We start from the raw sequence: 19,846 nt of genomic DNA, 5'->3' as shown, positions 1-19,846 counted from the left end.
GAGGAAGAAAATGAGAGTAAAAAAGAAACTTTTAGGAATAGCAGGTGTTGCTTTGTGCAGTATGCTCGTCTTAGGTGCGTGCGGTAATTCTTCAGATGAAGGTACTGGGGAAAAGAAAGAAGTGGCCATCAATCATGACAGTCAGTTTCCGATCATCAAAGAAGGGGAAGAACTGACACTGAATATCATGGCACCTGGTGTAGGGTTGGCGGAATGGGAAGACATGCCGACATTACAGGATTATCAGGAAAAAACTGGCATCAAACTGACCTATACGACACCGCCATCCGCTGACTTTAGTACGAAACTGAACTTAGCCTTTGCTTCTGGAGATTTACCGGATATCGTTTACGGTGCTGGTTCGCAAGCATTGACTGCTTCGATGGAGATCGATTACGGTTCACAAGGGATCTTGCTTCCCTTAGAGGAGTATATCACGCCGGAAATCATGCCAAACTTGTATGCACTGACGCAAGAAGATCCCTCAATCTTGAAGTCGATCACAACACCGGATGGGCACATCTACTCTCTGCCGATGATCTCACGGAATGCGACATCGATCTGGTGGCAAGGTCCGATGTGGTACAACGGCACGTGGCTCGATAATTTAGGTGTATCAGAGCTGCCAAAAACCACAGACGAATTGCAAGAGCTTCTGACACGTTTTAAAAACGAAGACCCTAACGGCAATGGTCAAGCAGACGAGATCCCATTGACGGATGTTGATATGAACTCGACACGAGTTTGGTTGATGGCTGCCTTTGGCTTACGGACCCGCGGCATCCAAGTGGATGATGATGTGGTCTCCTACACACCGACTTCAGAAAACTACAAAGCATTCTTGGAATATATGAATACATTGTACGATGAAGGCTTGCTGGATAAAGAAGTTTATGGACAGTCAGATGAACAGAAAAAAGCGAAGGGTGAAAACAATCAACTTGGGCTTTTTGCCGACTATTTCAGCTTCTTTACTACTGGTCGCAGTGAGGAAGAGGCTATGAATGATCCAATGTTCCAACCAGTGACTTCTGAATGGGCTCCAGAAGCTAAGATTCCCGGTAGTCCAAGAATTTCACGAGGGACCTTTGCTTTGACCAATGTCAATCCTTCTCCAGAAGCTTCTATGCGCTGGGTGGATTACTTCTATTCAGAAGAAGGCTCAAAATATATCGAACAAGGACCAGAAGGGTTTTTATGGGAGTACCAAGAAAATGCGGACGGTGAAAAAGTTCGTGTCTATGCAGACGGCATCGATACCAACAATACCGAAGACGAACGTGGCAAGATCACACCAGCATACGGATTGACAACGCCAAACCTTGTTATCGATACAACCGGCGAATACCATATCCGTAAAACGGCGAATGAAGAACCGGATACTCGTTTCAACGATTGGGTTGCCAAAGAAACAGCTGAGAAGATGGAAGACATCGCTGAAGTACCATTTCCGCTACTGTATTTAACGATTGAAGAAAACGATAAGGTAGCAGCAACTGCCACTGATTTGACAACTTATGTAGAACAAATGGAAGCCAAGTTTATCACAGGTGTCGAACCGTTAGATAATTGGGACGACTATGTGAAAACGATCGAAGCAATGGGCATTGACGAATACGTCGAAGTCTACCAAGCGGCTTATGACCGTTGGAAAGCAAACTAAATAAAGTGATAAGTGGAAAACGGGCCGAGATGATCAATCTCAACCCGTTTTTTTCAAAAATCTGCTAGAGGAGTCCAAAGAAAAATGAGAGTTATGCAGCCTTATGAGTTTGAACGCATTCGAAAAATTTTATACAAATTAAAACAATACCGCGTACGCCATCAGCAACCGGTAACCCCACTTTTTTTAAAACGAGAGACTTGGGTACCGTATGAGCAAGGGACCTATTTTGGAGAAAAAAATTCCTATTACCAATTGCAAGGTAGCCTTCAAGTTCCCGCTGACTGGGTGGAAAATCTTTGTGTCCTGCAAGTGTACTCAAGCCTTTCAGAGTGGGACAATACCACCAATCCCCAAATAAAAATCTATTTGGACGATACCTATGTCCAAGCCATCGATGTCAATCATCGAGAAATTACATTGACAAAACAATTTCTACAAAAAGAAGTCAAACTGAAGATCGATTTGTTCTCCGGCCGATCCGAAAAACCATTCCCGCTGCAGGTCAATTTATTGGCGTTGGATCCTGCAGTTAATGATGTCTGGTATGATTTTTATACGCTGTTTGATAGTTGGCGTGCCATTCGTGCGTTTGGCGGTGACGAAGCATTTTATCAACAAGTCCTTGGTCAAGTCGCCAATGTCTTGGATTTTCGTACCCCCTACTCAACGGCATTCTATGAAAGTCTCACAAAAGCAAAGCAGCTGCTTTCATCGTGTTACCTACCAGCGCATACACCAAAACAAAAGGTGACGGCTGTCGGCCATACCCACATCGATCTGGCGTGGCTTTGGACGGCGCAGCAAGCAATTGAAAAAGGCGAGCGCAGTTTCCAGACGGTCTTGAAATTGATGGAGGAGTATCCAGATTACACGTTTTTTCAAAGCCAACCACAACTGTATCTCTCCATGAAAACCCATTATCCTGAACTTTACGCTGCAATCAAAGCAAAAATTCGAGAAGGAAGATGGGAAGTTGACGGGGCGATGTGGGTAGAAGCCGATTGCAATTTGACTTCAGGGGAATCGCTGGTTCGTCAGATCCTTTATGGCAAACGGTTTATGAAAGAGGAATTTCAAGTCGATAGCCGCATCTTATGGCTACCGGATGTCTTTGGTTATTCAGCCGCCTTGCCGCAAATTTTACGCAAAACAAATACGCCCTACTTTATGACGACGAAGCTGTCATGGAACCAGTTCAATCAAATTCCTTATGATTCCTTCTATTGGCAAGGAATTGATGGCAGCCGCGTTTTGACGCATTTTATTACCACCATCAGTGAAGGATACAGTCCAAGAGATTATTATACGACGTATAATGGATTGCTAGATCCGTATACGATTAAGGGGAGTTTTGAACGTTATCAGCAAAAAGATCAGCACGACGAAATTTTGATTGCCTATGGGTACGGTGACGGTGGCGGAGGCCCGACGAAAGAGATGCTAGAAGTCCAGAAACGGCTGCAAAAGACACTGCCAGATATGCCGACGATTACTGGCAATCATGTGGGGGGCTTTTTTGATCGACTGGCAGATTCTTTTAAGGAAAAACCTGGCCCGGTCTGGTACGGCGAATTGTACTTTGAATACCATCGTGGAACACTGACTTCGATTGGCAAAAACAAGAAGGCCAATCGCCAAGGAGAATTTTTCTTACAGACGATCGAAAAACTTTATAGTATCTGTGGGATGAATCGCTATCCACAAGCTGAATTAGAACAACTTTGGAAACAGCTGCTGTTCAATCAATTCCACGATATTCTGCCGGGAAGCTCGATCAAAGAAGTCTATGATCAGACGGATCAAGAGTATCGGCAGCTCTTTGAAAAAGGCTGCGAGCTGATCCAAGCTTTGCTTCCAGAAACACAAGCACCCAAAGCTACTCCATGGCATGTCTTTAATCCGCTGGGACAAGAGCGGACGGGTCTGGTCTATTTAGACGATCAAACAGGGGTCAAAGAAGCTTACTCGACTCAGCGGACCCATGATGACCGGCTTTTAGTCAAAATTCCCGCCATGGCTGGCTTGAGCTGCAAAACACTGACCCCTGTCTCAGCTGTGCCTCAATCAAAGCAAGTGGCAATGCGGCTGACGGAATCGTTTGAAACGGTTGATTTTAAAGTGATTTTTGACGAACACTTTGACATCATCTCTTTATTTGACAAACGGTATCAACGAGAGATCGTACCAAAAGGCGAGCGGTTGAATCAGTTAGTGGCTTATGAAGATCTGCCGATGGATTATGATGCGTGGGATATTGATATTTATTACCAGAAGAAGCCTTATCCTTTGAAGCAAGTTCTCTCAACTGAGGTCGTTGAGCAAGGTGAGATTCGTGATACCTTGAAAATCAAACGTCAGTTTGAAGATTCTTTTATTACCCAATGGCTACATTTTTATCATGGCACCGGAAGAATCGATTTTGAAACAGCGGTTGATTGGCAACAGCATCAATTGCTGCTGAAGGCATTGCTGCCGATTGATGTCAACACATTGGAAGCGACATTTGATATTCAGTTTGGGCAGGTAAAACGACCTGTGCATCAAAACACGACATGGGACCAAGCACGTTTTGAGAGCTGTGGTCAAAAATGGGTTGATCTCTCAGAAGGAAATTATGGGGTTAGTATTTTGACAGATTCGAAATATGGGTTCAATACGGATTATCAAAAGATCGGGCTTTCTTTGATCAAATCGCCGATCGATCCGTATCCAGAAGCGGATCAAGACTTTCATGAGTTTACCTACTCCTTGTACGCCCACGAAGGGACTTGGCAAGAAGCGCAAACGATGGAAGAAGCTTTGGCATTGAATGTTCCCGTTCTAACCGTTCCAGGTGTGCCACAACTATCAACAGAAGCTTTTCTAGCAGTCGATCAAAAGAATGTCTTGCTGGATACGGTGAAAAAAGCCGAAGATGAAGAGGCACTGATCGTGCGGTTGTACGAATATCACAATCAAACCACCGCCTGTCAATTGCGTTGCCAAAAAAGAATCAAAAAAGCGGTTTTAACGAATCTTTTGGAAGAAACCGTCGCTGAACTGCCGATCGAGCCGCTGGATGCCCAAAGCATCACAATCCATTTCCAGCCATTTGAAATCCAGACCATCATGCTTTATTTAGAAGACTAAATAGAAATGGAGAAGCATATGATTGAGACACTTTTACGGCAAATGACGTTGAAAGAAAAAATCGGCCAGCTGAATCAGCGTCTGTATGGTTGGGAAGTTTATGAAAAAACTAACGGAAAAATTATGTTGACTGAAACCTTTAAAAAAGAAGTAGCTCGTTTTGGCAGTCTTGGCTGGATCTACGGCGTGTTTCGGGCTGATCCTTGGTCAGGTAGAAATCAGCAAACAGGCCTGACGACCGCGGAGTCCTATGAGCTATCCCTTATGATTCAAACTTATTTGCAGGAGCACACTCGGTTGGGGATTCCAGCCTTTCTCAGTGAAGAGTGTCCCCACGGGCACCAAGGTTTGGAAGCCACGACATTTCCGGTCAATTTTAGTGTCGGTTCTAGTTGGAATCCCGACCTGTATCAAGCGGCCCAAACTATCACTGCTCAAGAGATTCGAGCAAAAGGGGCCCATGTCGGCTTAGTTTCCGCATTGGACATTACTAGAGATCCGCGTTGGGGACGAACTGAAGAATGTTTCAGTGAAGATCCATTTTTAACCAGCAGCTTTACCAAAGCGGCCGTCAGAGGATTGCAAGGATCAAAAACAACGATAGAAAAACAGAACGTTTTAGCGGTGTTGAAGCATTTTGCTGCCCAAGGTGCAGGAATGGGGGGGCACAATGCAGGACCAGTGGCGATCGGTGATCGGGAATTCCGTGAAATTCATCTGCCACCAATGAAAGCGGGGATTGCTGCTGGGGCTTTGGGGTGTATGGCTGCATACAATGATCTAGATGGCGTTCCTTGCCATGCCAATGCGTATTTGCTGCAAGATGTTTTAAGAGAAGAAAGTGGCTTTGCGGGAATCGTTATGGCTGATGGGTGTGGGTTGGATCGGATTGCTGACTGGCTGGGAAGTCGCTCGCAAGCAGCCGCCAAATCCTTGACCAGCGGTGTAGATGTTAGTTTATGGGACGAAGTTTTCCCTGTATTGGAAGAAGCTGTCCTTGACGGATTGATTGCGGAAACGGTTATCGACGAGGCGGTCCGGCGTGTGCTTCTTTTGAAAGAAAAACTTGGCTTGTTTAAAGAAGCAACGCCCCACGTTTCATTGCCAGACAAAGAAAAGGCCCGACAAGCTTCCTTAAAATTAGCAGAAGAATCCGTCGTCTTACTAGAAAACAATGGCATTTTGCCTTTGAAGAAAACGCGACAAAAAATTGCTGTCATTGGTCCTCACGTTAAACAGCTGTATCATCAGCTGGGGGATTATACCCCATTTAAGGAGGAAGCAATGTGTATGACTCTTTGGGAAGGGTTGACCAAATTAAATACGCATCAAGTGGATTTCGCCTACGAAAAAGGCTGCGAAATCGCCAATGGAACAACGGCGCAACGACGGCAGGCTTGTCAGATCGCAGAAGACGCTGATGTCATCTTAGTGACGATTGGTGGCTCCAGTGCCCGTGATTTCACAACGGATTTTGACAAGAACGGCGCCGCCTTAAGGGGATCTCAGGAAATGACCAGCGGAGAAAACATCGACTTAGCTACCCTCGATTTGCCGCAATGCCAGTTGGATTTACTGTTTGCGTTGAAGAAGAGGAAAAAGCCGCTGATTGGGATCGTGATTTCTGGACGACCGCATTGCTTAGCTCCGTTGAAAGAAGTATTCGATGGACTGCTTTACGCTGGCTATCCCGGCCAATATGGAGGGGAAGCGATTGCTCGGATTCTTTTTGGCGAAACGGTTCCTAGTGGGAAATTAGCAGTTTCTATTCCTGATACGGTTGGACAGCTGCCAGTCTGTTATAATTATCGCAACACAGCGTTTCAAAAAGACTACCTCGATCAAAACGGCGCACCAGTATATTCTTTTGGTTATGGTCTTAGTTATGCCTCTTTTACTTGCAGCGCGGTTTCGGCTGAATATGCAGGTGAAGGCATTATCGTTAGCGGCACACTCGAAAATCATTCTGCAGTTTCTGGCAAAGAAGTCATTCAATGTTATCTAAAAGAGTACACAAAAGCATATGTGCCGAGAAAAAAAGTCCTGTGTGGCTTTCAAAAAGTATGGGTGCCTAATCAAGGGCAAGTAGCTTTTCAACTCGTGATCGATGAAGCATCATTGCAGCAGCTGGCAATTTCTTTGAAAGATACTGCATCGTTTTGTCTGGAAGTCGAAACAGCAGGTCAGCAGTATCGATTTTTATTTCAACGATCCAACCCTGACCGTACGTGGCAGGTAACTCAGAAAGGAGCAAAAGAATGATTCACTTTCCAAAAAACTTTTTATGGGGAGCGGCCGCGTCAGCACCGCAAACCGAGGGGGCTGCGGCTGTTGACGGCAAAAGTCCCTCTACATGGGACAAATGGTTTGAGTTAGAGCCGTCACGCTTTTACGATGGTGTCGGACCAAGCGACACTTCAAATACCTACTATCAATACCGTGAAGACGTGGCAAACATGAAGGCCATGAACTTAAATTCCTATCGGACATCGATTGCATGGACCCGCTTATTACCAGACGGAAAAACATTGAATCAGACGGCAGTAAAGTTTTATCGGGCATATTTTCAGGAAATGCTGGATCAAGGCATCGAACCGATCATTAATTTGTTTCATTTTGACATGCCTTGGTGGCTGATGGAGAAAGGAGGCTGGGAAGCCAGGGAATCCGTTGACCATTTTGCATTTTATGCAAAAACTGCTTTTGAACAATTCGGCGATTTAGTGAAAAAATGGGCGACCTTTAATGAACCATTGGTGCATATTGAATGTGGGTATTACGGAGATGCTCATTGGCCGCAAGTGCGTGATTTCAAGCGGGCGATCCAAGTGGGGTATCATACTTTGCTAGCTCATGCGAAGGCAGTTGCTGAGTTTCGTAAACTCGCACTTCCTGATGGAGAAATCTGTATCATCTTGAATTTGTCACCTGTTTATCCAAAAAGCCAAGAAGCGGCTGATCGAGAAGCCGCTGAATGGGCGGACCTCTTGTATATTCGCAGTTTTTTGGACTGTGTCGTTTATGGACAATTTCCTGAAAAACTAACGAGCTTGTTCAAGGAGCATCAATTGACCCCTGAATATGAGGCAGCAGATGCGGAAATTTTTCGTGAAAATACCGTAGATTTTATCGGTTGCAATTATTATCAACCGTTGCGGATCCAAGCGCCCCTTCCGCAGAATGCAGCATCCCATCCCTTTGAGCCGCGTCAGTTGTTTCGTGGGTACGATTGGCCAGAGAAAAAAATCAATCCTCATCGTGGCTGGGAAATCTATCCAGAAGGGATCTACGATATTGCGATGCGTCTGAAGAATGACTATCAAAACATGCCATGGTTTATTTCCGAAAATGGCATGGGGGTGTCAGAGGAAGAACGGTTCATGGACGCCACGGGACAGGTCAATGATACGTACCGGATTACCTTTGTTGAAGACCATTTGCGTCAGCTGCATCGCGCGATCGAAGATGGGTCACCTTGTTTCGGCTACCATATGTGGACCTTTATGGATTGCTGGAGCTGGTTGAACGCTTATAAAAACCGCTATGGTTTTTATCGAGTAGATTTGAAGAATAACTTCGAGCGTTATCCCAAAGCATCCAGTTTTTGGTTGGCAGAAGTAGCTGCTAAAAATGCCATTGATTGATCAAAGTGTCCGATTAGAAGCAAAAATACCGCAGGAACATGTTCCTGCGGATTTCTTTTGGGTATGAACATTTTACAAATACTTCTCACGAAAATCAGCGATGGCTTGGCGTGACGCATAGATATTTCGTGCCAACTTTTCATTTTTACTTAAAAAGACATAGAAAAGGACATCGACCGCCAATAGGTGGGCGATGATTGAATTGGTAGCGGCACTCCGCTGGTTGGCTTCTTTGGAACGGGACACTTGTAGGGGAACATCCGCCAACTTCGTCAACGGGTTGCTGCCAAAGCGGGTGAGTGACAGGATCGGAACGCCAAGATTTTTAGCGATTTCGGCTAAGTGAACCATCTCAGGCGTGTGTCCACTGTTGGAAATGACCCAGACCAGACTTTTTTTCTCGTTTTTGACAAGTTGCGGCAACAAGAGATTGTAGTCATTTTCAAACACGACGATCTTGCCTAAACGAGTCCATTTTTGTTGGATATCTTGTGCGATCAATGAGGAAGCACCGATCCCGCAGACAAAGATGCGTTCACGAGTCGCGATCAGTTCAGCGGCAGCCAACATCAGCTGTTCTTCTAATAATTGAGCCGTCTCATTCATAGTCACCTGGGCATTGTGGCTCAATTTTGAGGTGATGGCATGAAAGGGCTCGTTTAATTCAACATCGGCATAGCCTAAATGCTCATTGGCATTGTGGCGCAAGCCGGATTCGGCAGATAATTGTATTTTTAAATCTGTCAAACTAGCAAAGCCGGTTTTTTTCGCAAAACGGACAACGGTTGGTGCACTGATCCCAGTGGCTTCTGCTAATTGACTCGCAGTCATCGACGGCACTTTTTCAGGATTGGCCTCCATGAATGCGAAGAGTTTCTTCTCAGAAAGCGATAATTCATTTTTCATGCTCTCGATTCGGGAAAGAACGCTCATCCTTACACTTCCTTTAGATAGAGTAGTATCCTAAGTATAACATAAGTTTTGGAGGAGCTTTCAAAAGAAACGAAAAGAATAGGTAGATAAACTTGCTTTTTTACTTAGAATCAAGTAAAGTAATTACGTGTGAAAAGCACAGTACCTGTTACTTGGTTTAACGAATCACCAACGTTTTACTCAGTCGCAGGGGAAAAAGAAAAAGAGGTGAAAAACATGGCAATTTCAAAAGAACGCAAAAACGAAATCATCAACAAATTTGCACGTCATGAAGGAGATACTGGTTCTCCAGAAGTTCAAATCGCTGTTTTAACAGAAGAAATCAACCATTTGAACGAACATGCACGTATGCACAAAAAAGACCACCATTCATACCGTGGGTTGATGAAAAAAGTTGGACATCGTCGTAACTTATTGGCTTACCTACGTCAAAAAGACGTACAACGTTACCGCGAATTAATCCAAGCTTTAGGATTACGTCGTTAATCAAACAAAGAAAAGTGAGGTTCAACCCGAATCTCACTTTTTTGCTATGAATCACTGCGACTGGGCGGCGCAAGCCGCACAGAGCAGATGATGAATAGTACTAGGCGAGAGCAGCGAGCGTAGTGACCAAGCAGCGGAATCACTGCGACTGGGCGGCGTAAGCCGCACAGAGCAGATGATGAAACCTACTAGGCGAGAGCAGCGAGCGTAGTAACCAAGCAGCGGAATCACTGCGACTGCATTGTCGGCTAAAACAGCTGATGCAGTCTGACAGGTGATCTCGAGCCATCTAAAAAGTGAAACACCGAAATAGCGGCCTTTTGACTGGTGAATCAAAAAGCGCAGCCAAAAAGAATTTTGGGTCCTTGTAAGCAGCATCCTACTAACCAAATGAAAGCAGCGGAACGACATTCCGATTTTTTCATTTGTTTAGTAGTGACTTGCTGGGATCCGATGAAAAGGAGCAGAACATGACAGAAAAACAAGTATTCAAAACAACTTGGGGCGGCCGCCCATTAGAAGTAGAAGTTGGCCAATTAGCCAAGCAAGCAAACGGAGCTGTATTGGTTCGTTATGGCGACACGGTTGTCCTAAGTGCAGCGGTTGCATCTAAGGAAGCAAAAGATACCGACTTTTTCCCATTAACGATCAATTACGAAGAAAAAATGTATGCCGTAGGGAAAGTACCTGGTGGCTTTATCAAACGTGAAGGACGTCCAAGTACGGAAGCAACATTGACTGCCCGCTTGATCGACCGTCCGATCCGTCCAATGTTTGCGGAAGGCTTCCGTAACGAAGTACAAGTTACAAACATCGTAATGAGTGTTGAACAAGATTGTACGCCAGCAATGGCAGCAATGTTAGGTTCTTCTTTAGCGTTATCTATTTCAGATATCCCGTTTGACGGACCGATCGCTGGTGTCGATGTCGGTCGGGTCAATGGCGAATATGTCTTGAATCCAACAGTAGAACAAGCAGAACAAACTGATATCGAATTGACAGTAGCTGGAACGAAAAAAGCCATCAACATGGTTGAATCAGGAGCGAAAGAAGTTTCTGAAGAAGACATGTTAGGTGCGTTATTATTCGGTTTTGATGCTATCAAAGAATTGGTTGCCTTCCAAGAAGAAGTTGTCGCAGCTGTGGGCAAACCAAAAATGGAAGTCAAATTGTTACAAGTAGATGCTGACTTGAAAAAAGAAATTTTCGACGGCTACTACCAAACAATGAAAACTGCTGTTATGACGGAAGAAAAATTGGCTCGTGAAGACGAGATCGATAAAGTCAAAGACACAGTGAAAGAAGTATATGCAGAAAAATTTGCTGGACATGAAGAGGAAGCACAATTCTTGAAAGAAGTGAAACAAATCGCAGAAGATCTTGAAAAAGATGTGGTACGCGAATTGATCACCATCGACAAGATTCGTCCGGATGGCCGTCAATTAGACGAAATCCGTCCATTGGCATCAGAAGTTGGCTTATTGCCACGTGTTCATGGTTCTGGTCTATTTACTCGGGGACAAACTCAAGCATTGTCTGCTTGTACGTTGGCACCTTTAGGTGAACACCAAATCATTGATGGATTAGGGGTTGAAGAATCAAAACGATTCATCCACCATTACAACTTCCCTCAATTTTCTGTTGGTTCGACTGGTCGTGCTGGCTCACCAGGGCGTCGTGAAATCGGTCATGGTGCATTAGGCGAACGTGCCTTAGCACAAGTGATTCCTGATGAAACAGACTTCCCTTACACAATCCGTCTTGTTGCAGAAGTATTAGAATCAAATGGTTCTTCTTCTCAAGCAAGTATTTGTGCAGGAACCTTAGCATTGATGGATGCAGGGGTGCCAATCAAAGCACCAGTTGCAGGTATCGCAATGGGACTTGTATCTGATGGTGAAAACTACACGATCTTAACGGATATCCAAGGCTTAGAAGATCACCTTGGCGATATGGACTTTAAAGTTGCTGGAACCAAAGATGGGATCACTGCGTTACAAATGGATATCAAGATCCAAGGAATCACTGAACAAATCTTGACAGAAGCATTAGATCAAGCGAAAAAAGCACGGATGGAAATCTTAAATGAATTGACATCAACATTGGCTGCTCCTCGTGAAGAGTTAAGCCAATACGCACCGAAGATCGAAATGATCCAAATCGATCCTGCGAAGATCAAAGATGTAATCGGTAAAGGCGGCGACACCATCAATGGCATCATTGATGAAACTGGCGTGAAAATCGATATCGATCAAGACGGAAAAGTTTCGATTGCTTCTGCTGATGCAGAAATGATCCAAAAAGCCATCAAGATCATTGAAGAATTGACGAAAGAAGTAAAAGTTGGCGAAGTGTACCTTGGGAAAGTTGTCCGTATTGAAAAATTCGGTGCGTTTGTCAACTTGATCAAAGGCAAAGACGGCTTAGTTCATATTTCACAACTTGCGAACGAACGGGTCAACAAAGTGGAAGACGTTGTCAAAGAAGGCGACGAAATCTTAGTGAAGGTTACAGAAATCGACAAACAAGGTCGTGTGAACCTTTCAAGAAAAGCACTATTGAACGAAGACAAAGCAGAGAAAAAATAAGCTGCTACTTCTAAATCATAAGCAAAGTCTAGGAAACTGGACTTTGCTTTTTTTGTGTCTAAGTAGCAGCTCTTCAAGAGGGTCTTACTTGACAGGAGTTATTTTTTGCGTTACCGCGAAAAATAAGAGATAATTCAGAATATTGTCTTTGCTATGCAAGCAATAATTCTAAGATGTCAAACGCATCTTATTTAGGATAAGGAGTACGATATGAAACAAACATTTCCAACCGATTTTTTGTGGGGAGCATCGATTTCCGCGCACCAAACCGAAGGGGCGTATCAAACCGACGGTAAGGGGCTGAGTGTCCAAGATACTCGTCCAAGAGACAACCATGAGATCGCAGATTTTACAGTGGCTGTCGACCATTACCACCAGTACAAAGAGGATATCGCCTTGTTAGCAGAAATGGGGATCAAAATTTTCCGCTTTTCGATCGCTTGGTCGCGAATTTTTCCAGAAGGGCGCGGTACCGTCAATCAAAAAGGATTGGATCATTACAGCGATCTCATTGATGAATTGCTGAAACACGGGATTCAGCCCTTTGTGACGTTGAACCATTTTGACTTGCCGCAAGCATTGGAAGACGAAGGCGGCTGGACAAAACGCAGCACCGTTGAGGCATTTGCCGCATATGCCAAAACGCTGTTTACGGCCTATGGGGATCGAGTGACGCACTGGCTGACGATCAATGAACCAAATATCATGCTGCTGGTGGATCAAAAAATATTAGGGAAAAAGATTCCATTATCAGAAAAATACCAGCAATTTCATCACCTGATGATCGCTGAAAAATATGCCTTCGAAGCGTGTCATGAAATCGTTCCAAATGGCAAAATCGGACCGGTGCCAAATATTTCGTTGGTCTATGCGGCGACTAGTCGACCAGAAGACAACCAATCAGCGTTGTACTTCAACAGTGTCCGGAACTGGGCTTACCTTGATTTTGCCTGCTTCGGTCGTTACAACACGGTCTTTCAAGATTATTTGAACCAAAACGGGCTCACGATTGACTTTGGTCCGGAGGATGAGGCGTTGATGAAACGGGCTTTGCCTGACTTTGTCGCGATGAACTTCTACACCACGGTGACAGTGGAGCAGCCGACGGAAGCTGGGGACATGAAAAACGGCATCAGCGATCAGCAAAGTGAAGACATTATGGAACGTGGTTTTTACAAAGGGTTCACCAATACGTTCTTGAAGAAAAATGCCTTCAATTGGACCATCGATCCCTTGGGACTGAAAACGACGTTGCAGACTCTTTATGATCGTTACCACTTGCCGATCATCATTACCGAAAACGGCTTAGGGGCAGAAGATCATCTAGAAGCAGATGGCACGGTTCATGATCCGTACCGTATCGATTATTTGTCGCAGCATATCAGCCAATGCTTAGCCGCGATCAATGCTGGGGTGGATCTGATCGGATACAGTCCGTGGTCTGCCATTGATTTGATCAGTGTACATGAGGGGATTCGAAAACGGTATGGTTTTATTTACGTGGATCGCAATGATGCACAGGAAAAAGAACAAAAACGAGTGAGAAAAGACAGCTTTTATTGGTATCAAAAGCTGATTGAAGAAGGGGCGATCCCTTCGTTGGAGGAGTAACGATGACAAGTGTTTTTACCTTTTTAGAAACGCGTTTGATGCCGCCTTTGAATAAGTTGGCGAATTTACGCTTTATTCGCGCAATCATGCAAGCAGGGATTATTACGGTCCCTTTTACGATCGTCGGATCGATCTTTTTGATCATCAATAATTTACCGCAGATCATTCCACCACTGGCTGGCTTTTTCGAACAAACGATTTTACGATTTTCACCGCTTTATAGTGTCGTGACCACGATGTCTGTCGGCTCGATTGCTGTTTTTTATTGTTTAGCAACAGGGTATTATTTAACTGAGATTTATCATAAAGAAGATCATTTGACTATGAGCAGTTTTGTAGGGGCGTTATTAAGTTTGTTTGCCTTTTTAATGACGATCGTCCAAGTCGACATTACCGATGGGGCAGCTCAATTGCTGCAGTCAGACAGCGAAACTGCCATTGTTTACAATGGAATCGCCATAGGCGGTTGGATCACACGCTTTAGCGGGGTAGGCATCTTTATTGGGATTATCACCGCAGTGCTTGCTACGTCGGTCTATCGTTTTTGTGTAAGAAGAAAGATCACCATCCAGATGCCTGAAGGGGTTCCTGATGGAGTCAGCAAAGCATTTGCGTCATTGATCCCAGCGATTTTGATCGCCTTTTTGATGGTGGCGATCAACGGGGTACTGGCGGTTTTCCACACGGATCTTCACGGATTGCTGTCCAAACCATTTGAATTCGTGAAAGAGTTGACGGGTTCTTGGTTAGGAATCATCGTGATTATGCTCCTTATCCATCTCTTATGGGCAGTGGGGGTTCATGGGACGGCTGTTATTAAAAATAGTTTCATCAATCCCATCCTTTTGGTGGCTCTAACGGAAAATATCGATGGTGCCAATAATATTTTTGCTGGGGATTTCGTGAACATGTATATTTTTATGGGCGGCGCAGGCAGTACGCTTGGATTGGTTTTATTGATGCTGTTTGTGGCAAAATCACAACAGCTCAAAGTCTTAGGAAAAGCAGCGATCTTACCAGGGCTTTTTAATATCAATGAACCAGTGATCTTCGGGGCACCGATCGTCTACAATCCGTATTTGATCATCCCCTTTATCATAACCCCTTTGATCAACGTCACGATTGCTTACTTTGCTAGCTCATTTGGCTTTGTCGATAAAGTCATTACTGGCATTCCCTGGATCTCGCCAGTCGGAATTGGGGCGTTTTTAGGAACTGGCGGTGATTTCCGAGCCATCCTGATCGCTTTGATCAACTTAGGGGTTTCCATTCTCTGCTATTATCCATTCTTTAAGATGTACGATGGCAAACTCTACACGGAACAACTTGCCAATCACGCATAAATAGGAAAAAACAGCAAAACGCCCGTTGATGGACTTCTAGTGAAGTGCCAACAACGGGCGTTTTTTCTAATGCAAGTAGTGATCACGTATGCAAAGACTGTTGATACAAAACGCAATCATCACAATCTTTGCGAGTTGGTTTGGCTTGCTGGGGTGTTTCTTTGTGTAATGGCAAAAGCATACGCAACCCGTTTAAGATGACTAAGATCGTGCTTCCTTCATGACCCACGACCCCTAGAGGCAGCGTGAGAAATTCAAGGAAGTTTGAAGCAATCAGCAACAAGATGACACTGATAGAAAAGACGATGTTTTGTTTGATGATCCGCTGTAATTTTTTAGCCAAACGGTGACTGTCGACCAAGCGCAGCAAATCATTTTTCATCAAGACGATGTCCGCCACATCCATTGCGACGTCAGTTCCTTCGCCCATCGCGATTCCTACACTTGCGGTCGCTAAGGCGGGGGCATCATTGATCCCATCACCGACCATCGCATTGATTTTGTAGGTTTCTTTCATTTCTTTGATCCGAGTGGTTTTCTCATCAGGCAGGCAATCACTTTCGTAGTCAGACAAGCCGATTTCTGCTGCGATCACTTTAGCAGTACCTAAATGATCACCCGTCAGCATCGTCGTGTGAATCCCCTGCTCATTGAAGTAGGCAAGACTCTCACGAGCTTCAGGACGGGGCTGATCCAATAGCGCTAAATACCCTGCTAACACACGGTCACGATTGATATAAATCAAGGTTTTTCCAGCTGCTTTCAATTCGTGGATGCGAGTTTGCTCATTGGCAGCAACAGATGTTAGATCGACTTCTTTTCCAATCGTCCAATGGGCAGCTTGGTAAGTGGCGGCTAGACCGACCCCCGCTTGTTCTTCCACGGCTAATTCCAATGGCTTTTCATCGTGAAAATACGCCAAGATCGCTTCAGCCAATGGGTGATTTGATTGTTTTTCCATCCCGACGATCAGTTGGGGAATAAAGGGTTCATCCAGCAACAGATGGACATCAGTGACAGCAGGTTTGCCACGAGTCAGCGTTCCGGTTTTGTCAAAAGCGATCGCTTTGACATTGGCAAAGGCATCCAAGGCTTGTCCGCCTTTGCATAAAACGCCCAAACGAGCAGCGTGAGAAATGGCTGCTAAGGTCGCAGGAGTAGCAGAGGCGACTAAGGCACAAGGAGATGCCACCACCAGTAAGACCATGCCGCGATAAAAGCTTTCTTGGAACCCCCAATTCGTGAAAAACGTACACAAAACGATCATTAGCGGGACGGCGATCAAGACGATCGGCACATAGATCCGTTCGATTTTTTCAATCAGGGTCGCCGTTTGACTTGGCATTTGCTGTGCTTCTTCCACCAATTGAATGATTTTTGCAAAGCGGGTGTTTTCACTCGTTTGGGTAACTTCAATGTACAATGGCTGACCGAGGTTGATGGTTCCGCCAAATACTTCACTGCCCAAACGTTTCTCGACAGGAATGGATTCGCCACTGATGGCCGCCTCATCAACGCTGCTGTTTCCTTGGATCACGATACCGTCGATCGGGATCGCACTGCCTTTTGCCACCATAATCGTATCTTTTAACTGAAGGGCTTCCACTGGTACTTCGACGAGCTCTCCACTTTCAATCATTTTTAAGGCAGTCGTTGGTTGCAGTGCCATTAATGAACTAATTTCTCGCGTACTTTTGTTGGTCGTATATTCCTCAAGGGCACCGCTCAAACAAAAGATAAAGGTCAACATCGCCCCTTCAAACCAATGACCAATGATACAGGCACCAATGGCGGCTAATGCCATCAATAGATCGACGTTTAACCGTTTGTCGTGCACCAATTCTTGCGTGCCTTCCCAGGTTTGTTTCCAACCACCAGCAAGAATCGCTAACAGATAAGGGACAAAGCTATAAGGAATGGAAAAAGATGCCATAAGAAAGCCAGTTGCCATCAATAGCAAACAAGCGATCGTTGAAAAAACAGCCGACGATTCTGATTTACTCATAAGAAACGCCTCCTTTTGAATGTAGTCTAGGAATGAAAAACCGATCCTTTTCTCAAGAAATAATCGATTGTTCCTCCCTCAACTTGAGCATAGCACATTCGAAAACAAGATGGTAAAAAAACAACGTACCTGATAATGAAAGTGATTATCAAGTAGCGATTAAATAACGCTACTATCCAAATGATAAATGGAAACTTACTATTATAGAAAAAAGAACACAAAAAAAGCAGCACAATAAAAAACGAATTGTACTGCTTTTACTTATTTGATGTGGTAGTCAGCGATTGGATCTCTCAACGCAAACTATACTTTGCTAAGGGAATTTGACGTGCTTCACACCACTCTTTGACAGCGCCAGAAAAAATCAGCTGAACCTTGGTGAGGTCTTTAGTGCTTGTCTGTCCTGCCATTGTGTAGAGCAGCTGCAGCTGTTCCTTCCATGATTGTAAGGTGGCGATGGTTTCTTCTTTGCCTTTTGACAAAAGCAGCACGAGGATCGTGGCGGATAGTCCTACGCTATCCGCACCAAGGCAAAGTGCTTTGAAGATATCGTAAGCATCCCGAACGCCGCCTGAAGCGATGCGGGTAAAGGGCTGTTGGATCTCATTTGCTTCCAGCAAGGAAATCACGGTGGATTGGCCGAAGGTATCAAGATACGCCAATTCACGTTTTTTTCGACGAGCATTTTCGATTTGCGTAAAACTTGTGCCGCCGCTACCAGCAACATCAATCGTTTGTACGCCGATCGCCAGTAACTGCTGGATCGTTTCACGGGACATCCCAAAGCCGACTTCTTTGATGACAACCGGAACGGCAACGGAAGCAATCGTTTTTTCCAATAAGGACAGCCATTGGCTAAATTGACGATCGCCTTCGGGCATCACTAATTCTTGTGGTGCATTAAGATGGATCTGCAAGGCGTCGGCGCCAAACAGTTCTACTGCCCGTTGTGCATTTTCAACGGGACTGCCCGCACCAATATTGGCTAATAAGAAGCCGTCAGGATTGGCTTTGCGGACGATGCGGAAAGAATCGGCGACACTTGGGTCTTTTAAGGCAGCCGAAACGGAGCCGGTTGCCATCATCAAATCACAGGCTTGCGCGATCTCTGCTAACTCTTGATTGATTTTTAAGGTTTTTTCACTGCCGCCTGTCATGGCATTGATGAAAAAAGGGCTGGAAAATGAGCGGTCAAAGACAGTCGTCGTAATTGCCACATCAGCCACGTCAATTTGCGGAAAGGACTGGTGGACCAAGCGAACTGCATCAAAATCGTTGCTGTGTTCTTTATGAAACGCTTTTGCTAAGGAAACATGTTCATCTTTTCGATTCATGATAGGTCCTCCCGGTAATGGTAAACATGCAGCGGCAATGGGGTGATCTCGGCTTTTTCCCACGCACTCATCAATGGTAAAATACCGGTTTTCTGGTCAACGATCACGATGCCGCAATCGCCACCGCCGGCACCAGAAGATTTGGCTGCGCCACAATAATTTTCTGCTAGATCACAAAGCTTTTTAAGTGCGGGGGTTTCAATCGGTACACCAGTTAGTGCAGACAACTCTCGCAGGAGCTTTCGATTTTCCGTGATCATTTTTTTGATCGTGCGACTGTCTTCATTTAAGAAGCCGTCGATCAATCGATTGACGCAGTCTTTGCTGGCTGCTAAAAAGGCAGCATAGGCGTTTTCTTTTTCTTCTTTGGATTGATAGACTTGATCCACTAAATCAGAGGTGGAGGCAGGAGAGCCTGTCCAGCCAATCAGCAGTCGAAGAGATTTCGGAACCGTCAAGGGACGGATCGATAATCCTGGCCAATCGAAAGCGATCAATTCTGTTAAGGTATGGTCTTTTTGTTTGGCTAAGACCCAGTCGTGATCGAAGGTTGAAAAAGCGATCCAGCCGCCATAGCAAGAGGCCGCAATATCACCGCACGACCCATTGCCTTGAACAGCGAGATGGGCAAGAGCCGCAATTTTGAATTGGGTCAACCGATCCATTTCCATTTGATAGTACAGATTCAATGCTTTGACCGTGGCAACAGTCACGGCACCGCTGGAACCGAGGCCATATTTGCGACCATTCGAGTTATCCAGTTCACTGGTCACTTTTAAATCGTAAAAGGAAAGGGGGATGCCTTTTTCTTGGGCATATTTTTCCGTCAGACGAATGGCTGCCAAAATATAGTGGAACGGGTTATCCCGGTGGTCTAAGACTAATTCGCCTTTGCGACGCGTCCAGCGAATCGGCAGGTCGCTGTATTGGGCAGACTGGATGCTGCCGTTTTTACGGGCCTCTTCAACAGTGACCGTGATAAATTGGTCAACGGCAACGATGATTGCAGGATGACCAGGTTCGACAACGGCGTATTCACCAGCAATAAATAGTTTTCCAGGAACGGATAGTTCAATCATTTCGACACTCCTAATCGATGGCTTCTTA

The 19,846-nt window shown here is 45.0% G+C and carries 12 protein-coding genes; 8 read left to right on the top strand and 4 right to left on the bottom strand.

The genetic code is table 11. From position 1 onward, the window contains the following. The first annotated feature begins 10 nt into the window (after positions 1-10). The 4 genes from IGI71_RS14730 to IGI71_RS14715 all read left to right on the top strand — a co-directional run bounded on the left by IGI71_RS14730 (position 11) and on the right by IGI71_RS14715 (position 8,439). Positions 11-1,663 carry an extracellular solute-binding protein gene (locus tag IGI71_RS14730; RefSeq protein WP_015510400.1) on the top strand — a complete coding sequence of 551 codons (1,653 nt, stop codon included), beginning with the start codon at positions 11-13 and terminating at the stop codon, positions 1,661-1,663. Positions 1,664-1,747: 84 nt separating this feature from the next. Next, positions 1,748-4,795: an alpha-mannosidase gene (locus IGI71_RS14725; protein WP_121260720.1), complete on the top strand. Its 3,048-nt coding sequence runs from the start codon at positions 1,748-1,750 to the stop codon at positions 4,793-4,795. Between the two features lie 6 nt (positions 4,796-4,801). Then, on the top strand, positions 4,802-7,057 hold the full coding sequence (locus IGI71_RS14720; RefSeq protein ID WP_060791526.1) for a glycoside hydrolase family 3 N-terminal domain-containing protein: 2,256 nt from the start codon (positions 4,802-4,804) through the stop codon (positions 7,055-7,057). Next, positions 7,054-8,439: a glycoside hydrolase family 1 protein gene (locus tag IGI71_RS14715; RefSeq protein WP_086295747.1), complete on the top strand. Its 1,386-nt coding sequence runs from the start codon at positions 7,054-7,056 to the stop codon at positions 8,437-8,439. The genes IGI71_RS14720 and IGI71_RS14715 overlap by 4 nt, the downstream gene beginning before the upstream one ends. A gap of 72 nt (positions 8,440-8,511) precedes the next feature. Here IGI71_RS14715 and IGI71_RS14710 read toward each other — a convergent pair whose 3' ends face one another. Further along, entirely contained in the window at positions 8,512-9,372 is an 861-nt protein-coding gene (locus IGI71_RS14710; RefSeq protein ID WP_005228070.1) for a MurR/RpiR family transcriptional regulator, read from the bottom strand. Between the two features lie 216 nt (positions 9,373-9,588). Here IGI71_RS14710 and rpsO point away from each other — a divergent pair, with 216 nt between their 5' ends. From rpsO to celB, 4 genes are all read left to right on the top strand, one after another. Beyond that, positions 9,589-9,858 carry a 30S ribosomal protein S15 gene (gene rpsO, locus IGI71_RS14705; RefSeq protein WP_005228072.1) on the top strand — a complete coding sequence of 90 codons (270 nt, stop codon included), beginning with the start codon at positions 9,589-9,591 and terminating at the stop codon, positions 9,856-9,858. 470 nt (positions 9,859-10,328) lie between these two features. After that, positions 10,329-12,446 (top strand): polyribonucleotide nucleotidyltransferase, encoded by a 2,118-nt coding sequence (gene pnp / locus IGI71_RS14700; protein ID WP_005231801.1) that lies wholly within the window; start codon positions 10,329-10,331, stop codon positions 12,444-12,446. Positions 12,447-12,656: 210 nt separating this feature from the next. Continuing rightward, positions 12,657-14,057: a glycoside hydrolase family 1 protein gene (locus IGI71_RS14695; RefSeq protein ID WP_060791523.1), complete on the top strand. Its 1,401-nt coding sequence runs from the start codon at positions 12,657-12,659 to the stop codon at positions 14,055-14,057. A gap of 2 nt (positions 14,058-14,059) precedes the next feature. After that, on the top strand, positions 14,060-15,400 hold the full coding sequence (gene celB / locus IGI71_RS14690) for a PTS cellobiose transporter subunit IIC (protein WP_060791522.1): 1,341 nt from the start codon (positions 14,060-14,062) through the stop codon (positions 15,398-15,400). A gap of 82 nt (positions 15,401-15,482) precedes the next feature. Here the strand turns inward: celB and IGI71_RS14685 are convergent, their stop codons facing one another. From IGI71_RS14685 to IGI71_RS14675, 3 genes are all read right to left on the bottom strand, one after another. After that, the gene (locus IGI71_RS14685) at positions 15,483-17,405 is read right to left on the bottom strand and encodes a heavy metal translocating P-type ATPase (protein WP_060791521.1); all 1,923 of its coding nucleotides are present in this window, start codon (positions 17,403-17,405) and stop codon (positions 15,483-15,485) included. Positions 17,406-17,698: 293 nt separating this feature from the next. Then, entirely contained in the window at positions 17,699-18,739 is a 1,041-nt protein-coding gene (gene fni, locus IGI71_RS14680; protein WP_060791520.1) for a type 2 isopentenyl-diphosphate Delta-isomerase, read from the bottom strand. Beyond that, entirely contained in the window at positions 18,736-19,818 is a 1,083-nt protein-coding gene (locus tag IGI71_RS14675; RefSeq protein WP_016609860.1) for a phosphomevalonate kinase, read from the bottom strand. Before IGI71_RS14675 ends, fni begins: the two co-directional genes overlap by 4 nt. Between the last annotated feature and the right edge of the window lie 28 nt (positions 19,819-19,846).

It is taken from the genome of Enterococcus sp. DIV1279b, from assembly GCF_050531515.1.
GTDB lineage: Bacteria > Bacillota > Bacilli > Lactobacillales > Enterococcaceae > Enterococcus_D > Enterococcus_D casseliflavus.
This window is presented reverse-complemented; position numbering and strand designations above follow the sequence as displayed.